The organism is Pseudonocardia adelaidensis, assembly GCF_039543345.1.
Taxonomy (GTDB): Bacteria; Actinomycetota; Actinomycetes; order Mycobacteriales; family Pseudonocardiaceae; genus Pseudonocardia; species Pseudonocardia adelaidensis.
This window is the reverse complement of record NZ_BAABJO010000004.1, coordinates 119,105-138,967: the sequence shown is the minus strand read 5'-3', so window position 1 is coordinate 138,967 and position 19,863 is coordinate 119,105. Positions and strand designations below refer to the sequence as shown.

At 71.8% G+C, this 19,863-nt stretch carries 13 protein-coding genes; 5 read left to right on the top strand and 8 right to left on the bottom strand.

The genetic code is table 11. The features are described from left to right. Positions 1-67 precede the first annotated feature (67 nt). Entirely contained in the window at positions 68-1,807 is a 1,740-nt protein-coding gene (locus tag ABEA81_RS06265; RefSeq protein WP_345603843.1) for an MOSC domain-containing protein, read from the top strand. A gap of 161 nt (positions 1,808-1,968) precedes the next feature. Next, on the top strand, positions 1,969-2,274 hold the full coding sequence (locus ABEA81_RS06260) for a DUF1003 domain-containing protein (RefSeq protein ID WP_345603842.1): 306 nt from the start codon (positions 1,969-1,971) through the stop codon (positions 2,272-2,274). Positions 2,275-2,735: 461 nt separating this feature from the next. Here the strand turns inward: ABEA81_RS06260 and ABEA81_RS06255 are convergent, their stop codons facing one another. The 5 genes from ABEA81_RS06255 to ABEA81_RS06235 all read right to left on the bottom strand — a co-directional run bounded on the left by ABEA81_RS06255 (position 2,736) and on the right by ABEA81_RS06235 (position 8,563). After that, positions 2,736-3,656 carry an alkaline phosphatase family protein gene (locus tag ABEA81_RS06255; protein ID WP_345603841.1) on the bottom strand — a complete coding sequence of 307 codons (921 nt, stop codon included), beginning with the start codon at positions 3,654-3,656 and terminating at the stop codon, positions 2,736-2,738. Positions 3,657-3,917: 261 nt separating this feature from the next. Next, positions 3,918-6,113, bottom strand: coding sequence for a xanthine dehydrogenase family protein molybdopterin-binding subunit (locus ABEA81_RS06250; protein ID WP_345603840.1), 2,196 nt, complete (start codon positions 6,111-6,113; stop codon positions 3,918-3,920). After that, positions 6,110-7,111: an FAD binding domain-containing protein gene (locus ABEA81_RS06245; RefSeq protein ID WP_345603839.1), complete on the bottom strand. Its 1,002-nt coding sequence runs from the start codon at positions 7,109-7,111 to the stop codon at positions 6,110-6,112. The genes ABEA81_RS06250 and ABEA81_RS06245 overlap by 4 nt, the downstream gene beginning before the upstream one ends. Before the next feature lie 4 nt (positions 7,112-7,115). After that, positions 7,116-7,595 (bottom strand): (2Fe-2S)-binding protein, encoded by a 480-nt coding sequence (locus ABEA81_RS06240; protein ID WP_345603838.1) that lies wholly within the window; start codon positions 7,593-7,595, stop codon positions 7,116-7,118. Beyond that, the gene (locus tag ABEA81_RS06235; protein ID WP_345603837.1) at positions 7,592-8,563 is read right to left on the bottom strand and encodes a hypothetical protein; all 972 of its coding nucleotides are present in this window, start codon (positions 8,561-8,563) and stop codon (positions 7,592-7,594) included. The genes ABEA81_RS06240 and ABEA81_RS06235 overlap by 4 nt, the downstream gene beginning before the upstream one ends. 375 nt (positions 8,564-8,938) lie before the next feature. Between ABEA81_RS06235 and ABEA81_RS06230 the strand changes: the two genes are divergently transcribed. Next, positions 8,939-9,598: a response regulator transcription factor gene (locus ABEA81_RS06230; RefSeq protein ID WP_345603836.1), complete on the top strand. Its 660-nt coding sequence runs from the start codon at positions 8,939-8,941 to the stop codon at positions 9,596-9,598. A 24-nt stretch (positions 9,599-9,622) separates the two neighbouring features. Here the strand turns inward: ABEA81_RS06230 and ABEA81_RS06225 are convergent, their stop codons facing one another. Continuing rightward, positions 9,623-14,557: an AAA family ATPase gene (locus ABEA81_RS06225; RefSeq protein ID WP_425570460.1), complete on the bottom strand. Its 4,935-nt coding sequence runs from the start codon at positions 14,555-14,557 to the stop codon at positions 9,623-9,625. Here ABEA81_RS06225 and ABEA81_RS42560 point away from each other — a divergent pair. Continuing rightward, positions 14,453-14,767, top strand: coding sequence for a carboxymuconolactone decarboxylase family protein (locus ABEA81_RS42560; RefSeq protein ID WP_425570459.1), 315 nt, complete (start codon positions 14,453-14,455; stop codon positions 14,765-14,767). The two genes, ABEA81_RS06225 and ABEA81_RS42560, sit on opposite strands and share 105 nt — an antisense overlap. A gap of 101 nt (positions 14,768-14,868) precedes the next feature. Here ABEA81_RS42560 and ABEA81_RS06220 read toward each other — a convergent pair whose 3' ends face one another. Next, entirely contained in the window at positions 14,869-16,593 is a 1,725-nt protein-coding gene (locus ABEA81_RS06220) for a CocE/NonD family hydrolase (RefSeq protein ID WP_345603834.1), read from the bottom strand. A gap of 94 nt (positions 16,594-16,687) precedes the next feature. Next, a complete protein-coding gene (locus ABEA81_RS06215; protein WP_345603833.1) occupies positions 16,688-17,530 on the bottom strand; it encodes a TetR/AcrR family transcriptional regulator in 843 nt (280 codons plus the stop codon). On the opposite strand from ABEA81_RS06215, the gene ABEA81_RS06210 reads away from it, so the two are divergent. After that, positions 17,496-19,862 carry an AMP-binding protein gene (locus ABEA81_RS06210; RefSeq protein ID WP_345603832.1) on the top strand — a complete coding sequence of 789 codons (2,367 nt, stop codon included), beginning with the start codon at positions 17,496-17,498 and terminating at the stop codon, positions 19,860-19,862. The two genes, ABEA81_RS06215 and ABEA81_RS06210, sit on opposite strands and share 35 nt — an antisense overlap. The last annotated feature ends 1 nt before the right edge of the window (position 19,863 follow it).

Genomic DNA, 19,863 nt, shown 5'->3' with positions numbered 1-19,863 from the left:
CGCATTCCGCCGGGCAACGTCCGGTTCACGAGCAGTGGATGACGCCGCTGGACGGAAGGAGCTCGCGATGGTGTCGTTGCTCTCCCTCAACGTAGGCCTGCCCCAGGACGTCGCCTGGCGGGGCCGGACCGTCCACACCGGGATCTGGAAGCGCCCGGTGCCGGGGAAACGGATGGTCCGCCGGCTCGACGTGGACGGCGACGGCCAAGGGGATCTCGCCGGCCACGGCGGCGTGAACCGGGCCGTGCTGGTCTACCAGCTGGGCTCCTACCGCCACTGGCGGCGGCACTTCGGCCGGAACGACATCGAGTTCGGTGCGTTCGGGGAGAACTTCACCGTCGACGGGTTGGCCGACGACCAGGTGTGCATCGGCGACCGGTACCGCATCGGCGAGGCCGAGCTCGAGGTCAGCCAGCCCAGGGTGACGTGCTTCCGGGTCGGCATGCGGCTCGGCGAACCCGACATGCCCGCGCTGCTGGTCGCGCACCGCCGCCCCGGGTTCTACCTGCGGGTGCTCACCGAAGGGCAGGTCGAAGCGGGCGATGAGATCGTCAAGATCGCCGATGGCCCGGAGCGGATGACCGTCGCCGAGATCGACGGCCTGCTGTACCTGCCGGACCGGGACCCCGCCGCCCTGCGTCGCGCCCTGCGGATACCGGCGTTGAGCCCGGGCTGGCAGGGCTCGCTCCGGGAGCTCCTCGACGCGGCGGACGGACAACAGGACGAGGCGCCACAGCCGGCCCACGTCGAGGTCGGGTGGCCGGGATTTCGCCTGCTGCGGGTCCACGCCACCGTCGCCGAGAGCTCCACGATCACCTCGATCCGGCTCGGGCCGGAGGACTCGGTGTCCCTGCCGGTCGCGCGTGCCGGTCAGTATCTGACCGTTCGCGTGGCGGGCGCGGGTGACCCGGCGCCGGTACGCACGTACTCATTGTCCTCCGCGCCCGGGGAGGCCGACTACCGGATCAGCGTGAAGCGCGAGCCGAAGGGCCTGGTCAGCCGCTACCTCCTCGACAACCTTCGACCCGACTCGGTCATCGAGGTCGCAGCCCCGCGTGGTGAGTTCGTGCTCCGGGACGGAACGAACCCGGTCGTCCTGGTCTCCGCCGGGGTCGGTGTGACCCCGGTGCTGGCCATGCTGCACCAGCTGTCCGGCCAGCACGCCGAGCGCGAGGTCTGGTGGCTGCACGCCGCCCGCGGGCCCGGGGCGCATGCGTTCGCCGCCGAGGCACACCGCCTGCTCGCCACCCTCCCTCGGGCCCACGAGCACATCTTCTACACAGCGGCCACACCGGCCGAGCTGGCGGCGACGGGCGCGCACCCCGGGCGGATCACCGCCGAAACCTTGGCCGGGCTCGCCCTGCCCGGCGACGCGAGCGCCTACCTGTGCGGTCCGGCCGCCTTCATGGCCGACATCGGCGCGGGGCTCGGCGGGCTGGGGATCACAGACGTCCGCACCGAGCTCTTCGGAGCCCTGGACGCGATCAACCCGGGCGTGATCGCGGATGCACCTGTCCCACCACACCCGCCGGCCGGTCGGCCCGGGCCCGGCCCGCTCGTCACCTTCGCGCGCAGCGGGCTGTCCGTGCCCTTCGACGACCCCACCACCCGCACCGTCCTCGAGCTCGCAGAGGCCTGCGACGTGCCCACCCGCTGGTCCTGCCGGACCGGGGTCTGCCACACCTGCACCACCCCGTTGCTGTCGGGCCGGGTCAGCTACGAACCCGTCCCGCTCGAGCCACCAGCCGACGGGTCGGTGCTGATCTGTTGCGCTCGCCCGGACTCCGAGCTCGTCGTGGACATGTAGCTGTTCGACCACCTGTGTCCGACATGGCCGCAAGCCTGGCGCGATCGGATCGGCTCCACGCCGTCCGATCAGTGGCCCGACCGGCTCGTCGTGCCCGGGCACGGGCAGCATGACGCGGTGACCGCACAGGTGGACGGTCGGCGAGCGTGCGAGGAGATCTCATGGACCAGTCAGCTCGGCCGGCACGCCTCGAACACCCGGTGGTCGCCCGGATGCGTGAGCACCGGGCGGGGGATCTGCAACTGCGGGTGGCCGACCAGATCACTCGGTTCGCGGGCTCGATGGTCTTCATCTACATCCATGTCGTGGTCTTCGCCGCGTGGATGGTGCTGGTCGAGTCGACCCCGTGGCCGACCCTGACGCTGGTGGTATCCCTGGAGGCGATCTTCCTGTCCACGTTCGTGCTCATCGGGCAGAACAGGGCGGCGGCGTTCCAGCAGGCCAAGGCCGATCACGACTTCACCTAGCAGGAGACCGAGCTGCGCACCAACACCGAGATCACCCGGGAGATCGCCAGGCTCACCGCCGACCTGCACCGGCGGCTGGTCGAGGAAGGCTAGGGGGCACTAGTGCCTCTTGACAGAACGTCGGCGCGACAGGCGGGCACTCCGAGCTCGTCGTGGACATGTAGTTGTCCGACCGTCCGGGTACGGGTGGGTCCTTGCCAGTGTCACCTGACCGGTCCACTCTGGGCGCGCGGCTGGCAACGAAGACCGCACGGCGAGTCGACCTGGGACCGATTCGCGTACCCCGGGACCATCGAGAACGAGAACGTCGACGCGGGTGACGTCGCCGCCGACCGCTCGACGCGGTACCAGCTGGAGCGGCATCCGCGACCGGGGCCTACGGACCAGGGCCGCGCGGTGTCTCCCGGTGCGGCGCGGCCGTGAAGCGGAACGGTCATCCTCTGACACCTCCCGAGGAGGCCCTATCCAGCGCGGCGCCGGAGGAAGGTGAGCGGTGCGGCATCCGCGCTGTGTCCCAGAGGTGGCAGTGCGTACAGCTCCTGGAGCGTGCGCAGCAGCGAGTAGTGGTCGGCGTGTTCCGGGTCCGGGCCCTGGGTGACCCCTTGGCCGACCGCGATCGTGGCGATGTGGTTGTTCGGGTCGCCGTGGCTCTCGGACTCGTCGAACGTGACGAGTAGCAGGCTGTTGTGCGTGCGGGCCCATGTCGCGTAGTCGCCGAGGTGCTCTCGCATCCAGGCGTCGCCCTGGGCGACCGGGCAGTCGTGCATGTCGTGGCACAGGTTCGGGATCACGAAGGAGACCGTGGGCAGTCGCGCGAAGTCCGTTGGCATCGCGGTGAGCGGTTGGTGAAGTTGTTCCGGAACGTCGGTGAAGTTCGCCCAGGGTGCGTGTTTGCGCGCGTACCCCTCGTGGCGGCAGCCGGTGAAGCCGGCTTCCGGGAGGTCCTCGGAGTAGGCGGCGAAGGTCAGCCCGGCGGCGAGGAGCTCACCCCCGAGGCTCGGCCCGGGGAAGGAACGCGGGCAGTCGTCGTCGCTCACGCCCTGGGTGTCGCCGGAGAACAGGGCCAGGTAGTTGGGCTGGCTGGGGTGGGTCTCGGCGTGCATGTCGGTCAGGGAGGTGCCAGCGGCGGCGAGTGATGCCAGGAACGGCGCCTCGTCCATGACCTCGCCCTGCTCCTCGTTCTCCAGCACGACGATCACCACGTGGTCCGGCCGTGGCACGGCGCCGGCCGTCGCCGCCGCACCGGGCGTGGGGCTCGGCGCGGGGACCGGCTCGGACGGGTGCGGTGAGCCGGAGGAGGTCGCGGCGGTCATGCATGCCGTCAGGAGCGCCGCGCAGCTCGCCGAGGCCAGCGCGGTGGCGATCTGTCGGATACGACCCACCTCGGGCTTCCTCTCCGCCGGAGTCCGTACCTGCCGGGACAGGCAGCCACCGTACTGCCGCCGTCCTCCACGCCGGCCGGCACGGCCCGATCTGGGGGCATCCGTCGCCCCTGACGCATCGATCGCGTACTCCGACTTCTGACGTCGCGGTCAGCGGCGACACGTGCTCGACGTTGTCGCGCTCGACGACCCGCCGGGTCACCTCCAGGGCCCAACGCGTCTTCCCCCGCACCGCCCGTGCCGGTCAGCGTCACCAGCCGTTCAGATGCTGGCGAGAACGTCCTCGATGTGGATCGGCAGTCGGCGGAAGCGGGTGCCGGTGGCGTGGAAGACGGCATTGCCGATGGCCGCGGAAACGCCCACCATCGCGACTTCACCGAGTCCCTTGACGCCCATCGGGTTGAGCAGCGGGTCCGGCTGGTCCACGAAGTCGACGTCGATCCGGTGGACGTCGGCGTTGACGGGGATCGGGTACTCCTCCATGGTCGAGTTGAGGAAGCCGCCGTAGCGCGTGTCGACGACGCTCTGTTCGCGCAACGTCGCCCCGATTCCCCAGATCACGCCGCCGCGGACCTGGCTCGCGGCCGTCACGGGGCTCGCGACCCGGCCGCAGTCGGCGACGCTGACGACGCGCGGGACGCGGATCCGGCAGGTCGTCGGCTCCACCCGGACCTCGACGAAGTGCGCGATGTAGCTGAACGTGACGAACTCGGGGTACTCCGGCCCGGCGATGGCGACGAGGCCGGTGCGGAGCCGGTCCACGACGGGTTCGGTGGGCTGGCCTGCGCCGACGGTGGCGGCTTCCACGTCGACCCGTGAGCGTCCGGCCGCGGCAACCTCCGCACGCAGGTCGAGCGCACCCGTCGCGGGTAGGCCGAGCTCGGTGCGGAGCCGGCCGAGGGCGGCGTGTACGGCCGGGAGCGCCGACGCGGTGCCCCACGAACCGGCCGTCAGGTGCTGGGGTGCGTGGCGGGTATCGCCGACGCTGATCACGATCGCAGTGGGGTCGATGCCGAGATCGTCCGCCACGAGGCGCGCGATCGCGGTGCGGATGCCCTGGCCCATCTCGTGGCCGGCCACCGCCACCGTGATCGTTCCGGTGGCGTCGACGGACAACCGTGCGATCGCCGGGGTGACGCTGCCGGGGTAGGCGCCGATCGCCACGCCCCAGCCGACCAGCGAGCCGTCGGAGGCCCGCATGGACCGCGGTTGCGGGTCTCGCTCCGCCCAGCCGAACCGTTCCGCGCCCCGCCGCAGGCACTCGGCCACGTGGCGGGAGGAGAACGGCAGCCCGGTGACCGGGTCCGCCGTGGCGTCGTTGGCGAGGCGGATCTGGACGGGATCCTGGCCGGTGGCGTACGCGATCTCGTCGACAGCTGACTCGATCGCGTGGACGGACATGTGCTCGAACGGCGCCCGCATGTAGCCGGGGGTCTGCACGTCGGTGCGGACGAGCCGCTGCCTGCCGCGGAAGTCCCTGATGCCGTAGAGCCGGGAGGACACCTCGGTGTACAGGCCCGGGAACAGGTCGTGCCGGGAGGTCTGCTGGTCGATCTCGTGGATCGCCGCCAACAGCCGCCCGGAGGTGTCGGCACCGAGCCGCACGCGCTGCCGGCTGGCCGGCCGGAAGCTGGCCTGGTGGAAGGTCTGCGGGCGGGTCAGCACCAGCTTGATCGGGCGGCCGAGCCTGCGGGCGGCGATGGCCAGCGGCCCGATGTGCGGCTGGAGCGAGTTCTTCTGCCCGAAGCCGCCGCCGACCGACGGGGAGATGACCTCCACCCGGGCCGGGTCGATGCCGAGCTGCTGGGCGACGCCGTTCTGGATCGCGCCGGAGTTCTGGGTGCCCTCGTGCACGACCAGTGTGTCGCCGCGCCATTCGACGACGCTGCTGATGAGCTCCATCGGGACCTGGTGCTGGGCGGGGCCGTGGAGCTCGACGTCAACTTGCACCGGAGCCGCGGCGAAGGCGGCGTCGGCGTCGCCGGTGATGGTGTCGGCGAGCATCGGGATCGGGATGGCCTCGGCCTGCGTGATCGTCTCCGCGCCGGGATCGTCCAGCGTGACCGCGATCGGCTCCGCCTCGTACGTGGCGGTGACGAGCTCGGCCGCCTCGACCGCGGCGAGGAGCGTGTCCGCCAGGACCAGCGCGATCGGCTGCCCCCGGTAGGCGACGCGGTCGTCCACGAGCGGCTGCAGGCTCTGGAAACCGTAGCCGTTCGCCATGATGAACCCGGGCGACCGGAGCTCGTCCGGGTCGATACGAGTGATCACCGAGTGGACGCCCGGCACCCGGTGCGCGGCATCGGTGTCGATGTCGACGACTCGGCCCTTGCCGATGGTGGCCACGGCGAACACCGCGTACGCCAGGTCATCGGGCAGGCGGTCGGCGCCGTACCGGAGAGCACCCGTGACCTTGGCGTGGGCGTCGACGCGCTGTGCTGTGCTGGTCGGGTTCATCGGGAAGCCCGCTCTCCGGCGATGCGCAGCGCGTCGGCGACGGTGCGCTTGGCCAGCTCGATCTTGAAGGTGTTGTGGGCACCGGCGTGGGCACCGGCCAGCGCGGCCTCGCCGGCCGCGCGTGCGGTCTCGTCGGTCAACGGCCGGCCGATCACGGCCTGCTCGGCGCTCCGGGCGCGCCACGGCCGGGTGGCGACCCCACCCAACGCGATCCGGCACTCCTGGACCTGACCCCCGGCGGTCAGGGTGAGCCCGACGGCGGCCGACGCGAGCGCGAACGCGTACGATTCCCGGTCGCGGATCTTCAGGTAGGTCGACCCCCTGCCGGCCGGGGTGAGCGGTACCCGGATCCGCAGGATCAGCTCGTCCGGCGCGAGCGTGTGCTCGCGGTGCGGCGTATCGCCGGGCTCGAGGTGCAGGTCGGCAAGCGTGACCGTCCGCTCGCCCCGCGGGCCGACCACGTCGACGGCCGCGTCGAAGGCGAGCAGCGCGACCGGCCAGTCGCCCGGGTAGGTGGCGATGCAGGCCTCGCTGGTGCCGAGCACGGCGTTGCCGCGGTCGATGCCCTCGCGGGCCGCGCAGCCGCTGCCCGGCTCCCGCTTGTTGCACGGGTACGCCGTTTCCCGGAAGTACGGACACCGGGTCCGCTGCAGCAGGTTGCCCGCGACGGTGGCCATGTTGCGCAGCTGCTGCGACGCCGCGCGCCACAGCGACTCCGACAGGACCGGGTAGTCGCGCCTCACGACGGGGTCGGCGGCGACGTCGGCCATCCGGGCGCCCCCACCGAAGACCAGGTGGTCCCCGCGAGAGGTGTCGATGGTGGTGAGCTCGGCGAGCCGGCTGACGTCGACCAGCGCCGGTGGCCGCTCCACACCGAGCTTCATCAGGTCGAACAGCGTCGTGCCGCCGGCCAGGAACTTCGCACCCCCGCCCGCCGCGGCGATGGCCTCGACCGCTTCGGCGACCGATGAGGGCGCGGTGTAGGAGAAGGCACGCATCGCCTCAGGCCCCCGTCTGCCTCGTGGCCGTTTGCCCAGCGGCTTGCCGGATGGCGGCCACGATGCCCACGTAGGCGCCGCACCGGCACAGGTTGCCGCTCATGTGCTCGCGGATCTCGTCGTCGCCGCCGGTGTGGCCTTCGGCGATGCAGGCGAGGCCGGACATGATCTGCCCCGGGGTGCAGTAGCCGCACTGCATGGCGTCGTTGTCGATGAACGCCTGCTGGAGCGGGTGCAGGGTGCCGTCCTCGGCCGCGACGTCCTCGATGGTGCGCACCTCGCGCTCGTCGGCCTGCACCGCCATGGTCAGGCACGAGACGACCCGGCGGCCGTCGAGGTGGACGGTGCACGCGCCGCACTGGCCGTGATCGCATCCCTTCTTCGTGCCGAACAGCTGCAGCCTGCCGTGCAGGACGTCGAGCAGGGACTCCCGTGGATCGAGATCCACATCGACCTTCTGCCCGTTGACGATGAATGTGGTCACGGTGTGTCCTTCCGTTCGTTCCAGATGCGTGGGAACGGCCAGCGCCGCCCGATCCCCACGTGCAAGATCACCGGGAGCCCGATCGCGTTCAACGCCGCATGAGCCACCCAGTCGGACGCCGTGGCGCGCTGCCAGAGCACCGTGCCCGCGAAGCGGGTGAGCACGATGAACAGGGCCGCCGAGACCACGGCTACGAGCGTCAGGGCGCGCCACCGCCGGACCGGGCGCGGCCGGCCCTCGAACAGGATTCCGACCAGCAGTCCGCCGGCGATCACACATCCGCAGACGGCGCTGATCGTGTCCGCCCCGAGACCTGCCGGGGCGGACAACGCAGCGTAGGTCAGCAGCGCACCGACCGCGACCGCCGCGTTGTTCGCCAGCAGCCGCGGTGCCCGGGACTCGATCCTGTCGAGGGGCCAGCCCTGCAGCACCACGAACAGGACGGTCTGCCACATGCCGGTGGTCACCATCAGTGCACCGAAGTCGGCGCCGCCCACCACGCCGGATGCCACCAGCGTCCGGGTCAGCAGGAGCGCGACCGCCCAGGCCGTGATCAAGGCGAGAATCCCGGACCACGTGCGGTCGAGCCGATCGAGCGGCCACCGCTCACAGGCGAGGGTCAGCTGCAGCATCACCACGAAGGCCGCGCCCGCCAGCGGCATCGTGGCCGGGAACGTGGCGGCGTGCTCCGGGCCCGCCCCCGGATCGAAGATCCCGGCGAGGTCCGGCCTCGCGGTCACGGCCTGTCCGGCGACGGTCAGGGCGACGGCCCCGACGATCACCAGGGCGGTGTCCGCCCAGCCCGCCCAGGCCGACCGAAGCCGGGTGCCCGGCCAGTCCTCCCACCAGAACGCGATCACGGCCACCACCGGCAGTGCGAACGTGGCCAGGGGCCCCAGCACGAACAACGACCCCTCGGCACCACCCACACCGAACGCGAGGGGCACGGCGAAGGGTACGACGAACACCAGCCCGCCCACGAGGCCCAACCAGGGCTGGCGGGCCAGCGGGCTCCCCTCGGCCCGCCGCCCATCCCGTGGCGTCGTGATCGGGGGGCGGCCGACGGGTGCAGGACTCCCGGTCATCAGGCCGGCAGGTGGCATGGGTGGGCAGCCATGGCGAAGCCTCCGTTGCGACGGGGGTGGGAGGCCGGACCGGCGGGCGCCGCCGGGTGGCAAGGCACAAGGTTCCCCGCCGTGGCCCGGTACGTCCGCCCGGCGACCATCAATTCCGAATACCGGTCAGCCCGAAGAACCGAGTTGGTGCTGACCCCACCCCGTGCCGCGATGCCGGTGGGCCGGCGCGGCCGCTGACGGTCCTCGAGGTGGCGGATAATCCTCGACGTGGTGGAGAGCGGTACGCGGGTGGTCGTGGCCGACGACGACGTGCTGCTTCGCGAAGGGCTGGCGAGCCTGCTCGCCGGGTCCGGGTACGACGTCGTCGGCCGCGCGAGCATGCCCACCGAACTGCTCACGCAGGTCCGGCAGCTCCGCCCCGACCTGGTGATCGTCGACATCCGGATGCCCCCCACCTACACCGCGGAAGGGCTCGAGGCGGCGGCGGCGATCCGCGAGGAGCTGCCCGGGACCGCGATCCTGGTGCTGTCCGCTCACGTCCTGGTCGAGCAGGCCACCGAGTTGCTGAGGAGCGGGCAGTGCACCGGCTACCTGCTCAAGGACCGCGTGAGCGACGTCGGTGACTTCATCGCCACGCTCGACCGGATCGTGAAGGGCGCCACGGTCGTCGACCCCGTTCTCGTGCAGGAGCTGCTCACCGTCCGGCGGTTCGAGGACCCGCTGCGGGCCCTCTCACCGCGCGAGCGCGAGGTGCTCAAGCTGATGGCCGAGGGCCGTTCCAACTCGGGCATCGCCCAGCAGCTGTGGGTCACCGACGGAACGGTGGAGAAGCACGTCAGCAGCATCTTCGCGAAGCTCGCGATCCCGGAGACCCCGGCGGACCACCGCCGCGTGCTGGCCGTGCTCACCTTCCTCGACAGCCACTGAGCCCGATCGGACCGTTTCTTTCCGTCACCCGTGGACGGTGCGGGCCGGGCGCAGCGGCAGCTCGGCCTGCACCGTGGTGCCGGTGCGCGGGGCGGTCTGCAGGGAGAGCCGGCCACCGAGCGCCTCGACCCGGTCCTTGAGCCCGACCAGGCCGGATCCCCCGCCGAGGTCGGCGCCGCCTCGGCCGTCGTCACGCACGCAGACCCGCAGGACGGCGTCGTCGGCCTCGGCGGCGACGATCACGACCGAGGCGTGAGCGTGTTTGGCGGTGTTGGTCAGGGCTTCGGCCACCACATAGTAGGCGGCGATCTCGACCTGCTCGGGCAGCCGCTGGTCGGCCTGCACGGCCAGGCGCACCGGGACGGTGGAACGGCGGGCCAGCGCTTTGAACGCCGGAAGGAGACCGCCGTCGACGAGGTCCGCGGGGTGGATGCCACGGGCGAGCTCGCGCAGCGCGGCCAGCGCGCCGCCCGCCTCGGCGGCGAGGTCGTCCAGCCGCGCGGCCAACTCGGCGGACTCGGGTGGCACCGCGGCCTTCGCCACGCCCACCTGCATCGCGAGGGAGATCAGCCGCTGCTGGGCACCGTCGTGGAGGTCGCGTTCGATGCGCCGGCGGGCACGGTCCGCTGCGGCGACGAGCCGGGCGCGCGACTCGGTGAGCTCGGCGTAGAGCTGGGCGTTGTCGAGGGAGACGGCGAGCTGGCCGGCGATGAGCGTGACGGCGTCGAGCCGCTCGTTGGTGAATGCGGCGCGGATGAGGCGGTTCTCCAGCAGCAGCACCGCCCGCAACGTGCCGCGGCCGAGGATGGGCACGGCCAGCAGCGCACAAGAGGGGAGACCGGCGAAGTAGGGGTCGCGGGCGAAGCGGTCGTCGCGGGTGGAGTCGTCGACGACGAGTGGCTCACCGGTTCGCCGGACGTAGTGCAGCACGGACGCCGGCGCCGCACGAGCCGGGCCGCTGTCGTCCTGCGCGGGGAGCAGCCAGTCCTGGCGGTCATCGCTCCACAGCAGCAGGTGCACGTCGGTTGCCCCGGTCATCGCCCTGAGCACCTCGGCCACGCGGGAGTGCAGGCGTTCGACGCTGGTCTCGGAGCTCAGCGCCTGCGAGGCGGACAGGATGCCGAGCAGGTCCAGCGCGCCCGTCATGACGGTCGAGCGATGGCGGAGAACGTCAGCGGGTGCGACGCCGCCGGGCCCGGCGGTCGTTTCTGATCCCGGTCGCAGGGTCGGGTACGCCCAGTCGAGCTGGGCGACCTTCGCGGTCGCACCCCACGCGGCGTAGTACTCGCGGGCCCGGGCGAGCTGGTCGTAGCCCGGCTGTTCGACGCCGTGGGCGAGGTAGAAGCGCGCTGCGCGTTCGGCGATCAGCGCCCGATGCCATGGCCGCTGACCACCCCGGGCCTCCCGTCGTGCCATGTCGAAGGCGAGGGCGGCGGCGCGGAAGTCGCCGACCGCCCAGGCCTGTTCGGCTTCGATGAGCCGCAGCTGGTGCAGGAAGTTGTCGGGTGCGTCCGCGGCGCGGGCGGCCAGCCACCGCACCACCTCGTCCAGCTCGGACAGCAGCGCGCCGCGCTCCCCGCCGCCCGCGGCGCGCGCCTGCCCGGCGAGTGCCAGCCCGCGCAGCAGGCGGACCACAGCGGCCGGATACGTGACCTGGGCCGCCGGTAGCAGCGACGTCGCCGCCTCGGTGTGCTGCACCAGGCCGAGCGGGTCGTCGAAGACGGCGGCGGCGACCGCGCGAGTGACATGGGTGAGGAGGAGTGCGAGCGGGTTGTCGGCGTACCGGTGGGCCGGGTCGCCGGCACGCGCAGCGGCTGCGGGTTCACCGCGCAGCACACCGGCCAGCCACCGGTAGCGGTCGAGAGCCTGGGCGGTCTGCTCGTTGCCCGTGCGCGGCAGGAATGCCAAGCCCGCCTCCACCTCGGCGACGAAGCTGTCGAGCGTCGGCGCGCAGTCCCCGAGGTACTGCACGGCCGTGTCGTACGAGTAGCCGGCGTTGGCCAGGTCGCCTCCCGCGATCAACCCGTCGCGAGCTCGCCGGAACTCCTGGACACCGACCTCGATCGGCTCGAAGGACCAGGCCAGGAGGGCGAACAGGAAGCGTGCGTGCGAGGTCTCGGGCTCGTATCCCCGCGCTTCGCCGAGGGGGAGGACTCGCCGCATCGCGCTGTGCCCCACCGAGTAGTCGCCGCGCAGCGCCGCTGCTGCCAGACCCACGTGGCCGACCGGGCCGAGCAAGGAACGGCTCGGGCCGTGCTCGAGCCAGATCCCGACGGCCTCCAGGCTCAGCCACGCGAACGTGTCGAGGTCGGGGAGGAAGTAGGCCGGCGACAGGACGACGTTGATCAGGCGTGCCCCGGCGAGCAGTCTCGGCTCGGTGATCTCCGGCCGAGCCAGGTCGTCTGCGGCTCCCGCCTGGTCCAACCACCGGTGCAGGCGGTCGAACTGGCCGTCGAGCCCGGCGGTGAGCCGGTCCGCCTCCGGTACCGCGATGCCGCAGTCGCGCAGTGACTCCAGACCCAGGCCGATCGCGTCGGCGAAGCGTTTCCGATGGGTCAGGCTGCGCACCTGCAGGCACGTTGCGGCGACCCGCTGTACGGCGCTCGTGCACAGCCGGTCGATCGTGCGGTACTCCTCGTCCGCCTCGTCCAGGCGCCCCAGGCTGTACAGGGCGGCGTGGCGGCCGGTGTGCAGCTCGACCCGCCTGCCGGTCTCAGCCGGGTCGACCAGCCTCAGCGCGGCGGCCAGCAGGGCGTCCACCAGTGCGTGATCTCCGACCGTCCTCGCCTGGTCGGCGGCGGATCGCAGCAGCTCCACCACTCGTCTTCGCTCCGCGGGAGCGTCGATCGCATCGACCACCGGCAGGTACTGCTCGGCGGCGATCGCGAACAACCCCGGCACCTCGGCCAGCCGCCGCGCCATCGTCAGCTGGGCGGTGCGTCGACGCCGCGGATCCATCCCGCGCAGGACCCCTTCGCGGATGCGGTCGTGGCGGAAGCGAACTGCCTCATCCACCCCCGGCTCCACCACCAGGAAACCCTCGTCGAGGGCCGGTGCCAGCCGCCCTTCCACCACGCGCGCCGGTTCGCCGGTCGCGGTCTGCAGCACCCCCACCTCGACCCGACCACCAAGGCACGCCATCGCCTCCACCAGCTGCCGCGATGCCGGTGGGATGGCCGAGACGGGCGCCCCCAGCAGCCCGGCCACCTCCGACCGGCTCAGGTACGCGTGCAACTCCGTGGCATCCCATCGCCACCCGTCTGCCATCGGGGTCAGCACCCCGGCGCGGCGCAGTGCGCCCAGCAGCTCCACGGTCTCGTACGGGTTGCCGGATGTGTGCGCCGCGACCGCCTCGACCAGAGCCACCACCGCGGCCCGGTCCGCGTGCAGCATCTCGGCGACCATGTCGACGAGGCTCGCGACCCGGAGGTTGTGCAGCCGCAGATGCCGCACGCCTGCGCGTTCCGCGGGATGGGAGCGCAGCGCTGCCAGCGGCCCCGCCGCGTTCACGTCGTCATCGCGGTAGGCACCCACCACGAAGAGGCCTTCGATCTGCACCTCGTCGAGCACGAGGTCGACGAAGCCCAGTGGGGTACGCCCTGCCCACTGCAGGTCGTCGACGAACAGCGCCACCGGTCGATCCGGCGACGCGACGGCCCGCAGGACCTGGATGCCGCTGCGCTGTGTCCGCACCTGCGCGGTCAGCGGATCCCCCGGATCCGTCGGCACCGCCAGCAGCGCCGCGAACTCCGGCACCACCGCGGCCAACAGGCCCGCGTTCCGGCCGACCGCGTCGAAGATCCGTTCGCGGATGTGCGCCAGCTCCTCCTCGGGCTCGGCCAGCAGCAGCCGACCCAACGCGCGAAATGCCTGGTTGACCCCGTCGAACTCCAGGCCTCGTCGGTACTGGTCGAACTTGCCCGCCACGAACCAGCCGTCCCTGCCCGCCACGTACGGACGCAGCTGGTCGACCAACGCCGTCTTCCCCACGCCCGGCGCGCCGGCAACCAGTACGCCGCGGCCCCGGCCCGCCAACGCATCCTCGAACGCCGCCTGCAACGCCGCCACCTCGGCATCGCGTCCTACCAGCCGCGACGGCGGTAGCAGGCGGGGCGGGAAGTCTCGTTCACCAACACGGGGCGGAGCAGCTGCCGGATCCGATCGGGCGTCCCGCAACCTCTCCAGGTCGTAGACCAGGCCTTCCGCGGTCTGGTACCGGTTGTCCGGCTCCTTCTCCAGCAGATGCATGATGATCTCGGAGAGCGGCGCCGGTACGGCCGGCTCCACGTCTGCCGGGGGAACGGGCACGCGGGCCAGATGGTCGTGGGTGAGGCGCAACGGGTCATCGGAGCCGAACGGCGGAGCACCGGTCGCCAGCTCGTACAACGTCGCACCCAATGCGTAGAGGTCGGCCCGCTGGTCGACCGGCCGGCCGGTGCGCCCGGTCTGCTCCGGCGCCAGGTACGCGAGCGTTCCCACGATCTGACTGCGAGGGGTGAACTCCGGACGAAGCTCGGCGATAGACGTCGCCAACGCGAAGTCCACCAGGCACGGGGTGCCGTCGAGGGAGAGCACGATGTTCGCCGGGGTGATGTCCCGGTGCATCACCCCCCGGCGGTGCATCGCGGCCACCGCCCGGGCCAACCCCAACCCGAGCCGGATCAGCGCGTCAACGGTCAGCGGCTTCGCCGGCCTCGTGCCGCCCACGTCCGCCAGCACGATCGACGCCGCGTACCGCGGCTCCTCCACCAGCTGTGCGACCCCCGCAACACCGCGCAGCTGCTCCAGCACCGCCCGCTCGTGGCGCAGTCGCCGTTCCGCGTCCGGGCCCAGCGGTTGCTTCCGGACGACGGTGTGCCCAGGGAGGTACAGCCGGGTGACACGCGTGCGCTCGCTCTGGTGCAGCACGTCAGCCCGCGCGGATGGATCTCGCCCCGGAACCGCCCTGCCCAGCGCCATCCGACACCTCCGTGCGCCGTCGGACACCCCGCGCCGTGCCCGCGCGTGCCGTGCCCGCCGCGAAAGTACCCCGGCCAGCTCGGCATCGCGCTCGACAACGGAGTCACTCCGGAAGAGATCGTCGAGGCGATCATCCACATCGAGGCGTACGGCGGGGCCGCCCGTGCCTTCGACAGCTACCAGATCGCACAGCAGGGCTGTGTGGGCTGATGCACGGACCCTTCGAGCTCGAAGATCGGCACCCGGTCCGCGTACGGGCTGGCCGGCGGGGTCGGCGACGCAGGCGTGGCGGCGGGCCCGATCTGCAGGCGTCACCCGGGGATGGTGGTGATGTCGACGAATGTTCTGTCGCCGTGGTGGATCGTGACGACGCCGGCAGGTGCTGTTGGGCTCGCCAACGGAAGATTGCCGCCGCTGATGCTGATCCGCAGCTGCTCGCCTGCCGTGAACCGCCAGTGGGTGTGCCCGAGATCCATCCGGTACTGCGTCGGCTCGCCCAGCGGGACCGGGACGGCCTGTTCGAGTCCGCTGCGCAGCTGCGCACGCAGATGGCCGGCCTCGATGGGCAGCACCTTCCCGTCCCGCGTGACGACCTCGAGTTTGCCGGCGAAGTACGTGTCGGCGGTGGTGAGGGACGCGTCGAGGTGCAGGGTGACCGGGCCGGCCACCGTCGTGTCGTTCTCGAACGCGGGGAGGGTGAACGTGGTCCGCGGGTCGGTCGTGCCGTAGCGGTCCCGGTCGTTGCGCACACCCTGTTCTGATGGGGCCTGGTTCTGCCCGGGATCGGTCGGGAAGCTGCCGAGCGCCGCCGCTGACGGCCCGTCGTACGGGTTGACCGAGTAGTGGCTGTCGGACGGGGCAGGCGGGGTGTCGCTCAGAGCCCCGTCGGCGGTGGGGAAGAGGCGGCGCGATTGCGCCGACCCGGCGGGCCAGTGGTCGAAGCCGGTCCACCGTCCGGTGCCGCTTGCGGAGTTGGATTCGTAGCTGATGACACGCGAGGGCGGGATGCTCGCGCCGGGGCGGTCATCGAGCCAGTGGTCGAACCACTGCAGGAGCGTGCCGGTCGTGATCGTGTCGGGTGCGCCGCCCGGGAGGGACACGAAGCCGTCGTGGATCCACGGCCCGGTGAGCAGCCACGTGCGGTCCGGCCGCTGGGCGAGCGCGTCGAACCCGCCCTGCTTGAAGATGTCGAAGTAGCCGCCCACGTGCAGCACGGGGACGGTGACGTCGGACAGCTTGTTGGTCGTCGCGACCTGCTTCCAGAAGTCGTCGTACAGCGGATGCTGCTGGAAGGTCGCCAGTGTGCTGGCGTGCGCCGCCGTGTCGATCGTCGGAGCCTCGCTGGCCCACCAGGCCATGTTGGTGTGCGACGGTACCCCGCCCGGGTAGATCCACTCGGCGTAGATGTTCGTCGGTGACACCATGGGGACGATCGTCGTCAGGTGCGGTGGTTGCAGCGCCGCCACCCGGTACGCAGTGATCGAACCGTAGCTCGAGCCGATCTGCGCGATTCGACCGTTCGAGCCGGGTTGCGCCGCGAGCCACTCGACGACGTCGTAGTTGTCGAGAGCCTCCTGGGGTTGGAACCAGCTGACGTAATCACCGGGGGAGTCGCCGGACCCGCGAACGTCGCAGACGAGCACGTCGTAGCCGCGTTCGGCGAAGTAGCGGTGCTGGGGCGCGCCCGACTCCTTGTCGTATGGGGTGAAGTCCATGATCACTCCCGGGTGCTCCCGCTCCGCGTCCGGCGTTCCGCCGCGACCGGGCTGGAAACGACGGCACGACAAGGCCGTGCCGTCGCGGGTCGGCACCTGGACCCTCGACTCGACGCTCTGGTACTCGGCCGGTCTGTCGTAGCCCAGCCAGTCGTGCACGGGTCCCGGTGCCGGTGCGTCCAGCAGCCGAGGCGGCTCACCGGCGCCGGCGGTCGGAGCGGCGGAGTCGGGTGCGGAGCACCCCGTCACCGCGGCCGTCGCGACGACGAGCGCGGCGAGCAGCGCGCGGCCGGGCGGCGACGAGGCTCTGCGTCGAACCATGGCAACCCTCCATCGGGTACGGAAAAGCGTACGCTAGTACCGCGTTCTGACTCGCGTCAACGGCAGGCAAGGTCCCTGCGCGGCGCAGCGGTGATCAGCGCGAGGTGTTGGTGAGTGCTGCGAGGACGAGCCCGCTGAGCTCGCGGTACGCCTCACCCGAGGTCAACCCGGTGCGTTCGAGCAGCTCACCGTGTTGGATGCCGTCGACGAGCAGGCCGACGGACTCGCCGACGAACTCGGCGTGCACGCCGCGGAAGCGACCGGCTGTCACGCCTTCGCCGATGAACTCCCGGACGCGCCGGGCGGATGCGCGTGCGTTCAGCGCCCAGATCTCGTACGTGGCGTCGTGGGAGACCATGTCGACGTGGCAGGAGCGTGACATCTTCTGCATCTCCTCGCCGACGGACGCGAGATAGGTCCCGATGCGGTCGGCGGGGTCGGAGATATCGGCGACGCGGTCTTCGATCCGGGCCGCCGCGTCACGGAAGAACTGCTTGAGCACGACGGTCACCAGGCGCTCCTTGCCGGACGCGATGGCGTAGAGCGTCGATTTCGAGCACTGCAGGCGGGATGCCAGCTCGTCGACGGTGAGGTGGGCGAAGCCCTCGTCGAGGACGAGCTTCTCGAGCCGGGCCAACAACTCGTCGCGCCTGTCCGCGTCGACCTTGCGGCGTCGCGAGCTCATCGCCCGCCGGGAGGCCAGTGTGGCCGGGGACGATGGCGCCGACGAGCGTGCTGACGACGCGGTCACTCCCGCACGCCCCTTCCGCTGCAGGCCCGTTCCGGTACCGGTCACGATACCGCCGGACGCACTGCTGTACCGGAGTCCTTGAGCTTCGTCGTCAGGTCGGGTACGTTCCTGTCCGAATTCGTACCACAAAGCGTACCCAACGGAGGTGTCGATGGCTGCTGCTGACCGGATGGCCGAGGCCCGCATCGGGCGGCTCGTCGAGGTGTTCTCCGCTCCCGACGCGGCCCCGGCCCGGCTCCTGTGCGACCGCCACCCCGCGCAGGCAGTGGCCTTCACACTCGTCGAGCCCGACGGGTCGTCGACGGACCTCACGTTCGGCGAGCTCCGCGAGCGGTCACAGCGCTTCGCCGGGGTGCTGGCCGGACTCGGGGTCCGCCGGGGCGATCGAGTCGCGACCCTGATGGGCAAGAGCGCCGATCTGGTGCAGGTGCTGCTGGGGATCTGGCGGCTCGGCGCGGTGTACGTGCCGCTGTTCACCGCGTTCGCCGAGGACGCCGTGCGATCCCGGCTGACCGCGGCGGAGGCGAAGGTCGTCGTCGCCGATGCCGCACTGCGCGCGAAGGTTCCCGTGGGGGGCTGGAACGTGCTCCTCGCCGGCGTCGACGATCTGGCCGGGGCCGAACCGGTCACCGAGACCCTCGCGATCGGGGGCGATGGTGCGCTCGTGCACATGTTCACCTCGGGCACGACAGGTGCCCCGAAGGGCGTGGTACACCGGCTGAGCCATCTCGCGGGGTGGCAGTCCTACCTCGAGTTCGGGCTCGGCGTGCGCGAAGACTCCGTCTACTGGTGCGCGGCCGATCCGGGCTGGGCCTACGGGCTGTACTCGGCGGTGGTGGCGCCGCTCGCGATGGGCATGCGCAGTGTCCTGCAGCGGAGTGGGTTCGACGCTGCGGCCACCTGGTCGACGATCGCCGCGCTCGGGGTCACGGACTACGCGGCGGCACCGACGGTGTTCCGGGCGTTGCGCACCAGCGACGTCCCGGTTCCGGGGGGACTGCGTCTGCGGCGGTTGTCCTCCGCGGGTGAGCCGCTCACCGCGGAGGTGAACGAGTGGGCACTGCCGACGCTGGGCCTGCAGGTGCACGACCACTACGGGCAGACCGAACTCGGGATGGTGGTCGGGTTCCCGCACCATCCCGACCTGCAGGTTCCGGTGGCTCCGCAGACGATGGGCGGCGCGCTGCCCGGGTGGTCCGTCACGGTGCTCCGGGAGGGCACGAGCGTTCCGGCCGAGGTCGGCGAGCTGGGGCTACTGGCCGTCGACGTCCCGCGCAGCCCACTGATGACCTTCACCGGGTACAGCGAGCGCGCCGCGGAGGGCAGGTTCACCGCCGACGGGCGCTGCTACCTCACCGGAGACCTGGCCGCTCGCAACACCGACGGCTCGCTGCGGTTCTCCTCCAGGGACGACGACGTGATCATCATGGCCGGCTATCGGATCGGCCCGTTCGACGTCGAGTCCGTTCTCGTGCAGCACGAGGCGGTTGCTGAGTGCGCCGTCATCGCCGCGCCCGACCCGATCCGGGGTGAGGTCATCGAGGCGTTCGTGGTCCTGCGCCCGGGCACCTCAGCAGCCGATGGCCTCGAGGAAGAGCTGCAGGACCACGTCCGCCGACGGTACGCGGCGCACGCCTATCCGCGCCGGGTGCACGTCGTGGCGAGTCTGCCCAAGACCGCGAGCGGGAAGATCCAGCGCGGGGAGCTGCGCCGGGGGCGTCGGGGTCGCCCGGTGAAGGAGCTCTCCACGGGCGTGCTGCGGGTCGAGCAGCGCGGCCCGGTCCGCCGCCTGGTGCTCGACCGCCCGGCACGGCGCAACGCCCTCGACGCCGCCCTGGTCGCCGCCCTCACCGCGGCGCTGGGTGCAGCCGAGCAGGATTCCGCGGTGCGGGCGGTGCTGATCCACGGATGCGGCCCGAGCTTCTGCGCCGGGGCGGACTTGCAGCACCTTCTCGACCTGCACGATGCCGGTCACGACCCGGCGCCGTTCCTGCAGACGGTGTCCGAGCTGACCAGGCGGATCGAGCTCAGCCCGCTCCCCGTCGTCGCGGCGCTGCACGGCCACGCGGTGGCCGGCGGCCTCGAGGTCGCTCTGGCGTGTGACGTCGTCGTCGCCGAGACCGGGACACTGATCGGGGACGGGCACATCCGCAACCACCTCCTCCCCGGCGCCGGGTCGAGCGTGCGCATGCGTCGCAAGCTGGGGGACGGACTCGGACGCTGGCTCGCGCTCAGCGGCGACCTGCTGCCCGCGGAGCGATTCCACGCAGCCGGTTGGCTGCACACCGTCACCGAACCCGGCGGCGCCGTGGGCGAGGGCCAGCGACTGGCCGAGATGCTCGCCGCGGCGGCGAACCCCGCCCAGAGCGGGTTCAAACGGCTGTTCGCCGAGCTGGACGACACCGCCTCCGTCGAGGACGGGCTTCGGCTCGAGCTGCAGACCTTCGCCCGGCACTGGGCAGCCCATGACGTCCCCGGTGAGCTGCGCGGGTTCTTCGCGCGCCGCTCGGCCGGCTGAC

What these genes read in the sequence shown, in the direction of transcription:
- ABEA81_RS06220 (WP_345603834.1), bottom strand. Translation starts at nt 16,593, where the DNA reads ATGGTTCGACGCAGAGCCTCGTCGCCGCCCGGCCGCGCGCTGCTCGCC.
- ABEA81_RS06215 (WP_345603833.1), bottom strand. Translation starts at nt 17,530, where the DNA reads ATGCGGGCCTCGGCCATCCGGTCAGCAGCAGCCATCGACACCTCCGTT.
- ABEA81_RS06250 (WP_345603840.1), bottom strand. Translation starts at nt 6,113, where the DNA reads ATGAACCCGACCAGCACAGCACAGCGCGTCGACGCCCACGCCAAGGTC.
- ABEA81_RS06210 (WP_345603832.1), top strand. Translation starts at nt 17,496, where the DNA reads ATGGCTGCTGCTGACCGGATGGCCGAGGCCCGCATCGGGCGGCTCGTC.
- ABEA81_RS06225 (WP_425570460.1), bottom strand. Translation starts at nt 14,557, where the DNA reads ATGGCGCTGGGCAGGGCGGTTCCGGGGCGAGATCCATCCGCGCGGGCT.
- ABEA81_RS06265 (WP_345603843.1), top strand. Translation starts at nt 68, where the DNA reads ATGGTGTCGTTGCTCTCCCTCAACGTAGGCCTGCCCCAGGACGTCGCC.
- ABEA81_RS06260 (WP_345603842.1), top strand. Translation starts at nt 1,969, where the DNA reads ATGGACCAGTCAGCTCGGCCGGCACGCCTCGAACACCCGGTGGTCGCC.
- ABEA81_RS06245 (WP_345603839.1), bottom strand. Translation starts at nt 7,111, where the DNA reads ATGCGTGCCTTCTCCTACACCGCGCCCTCATCGGTCGCCGAAGCGGTC.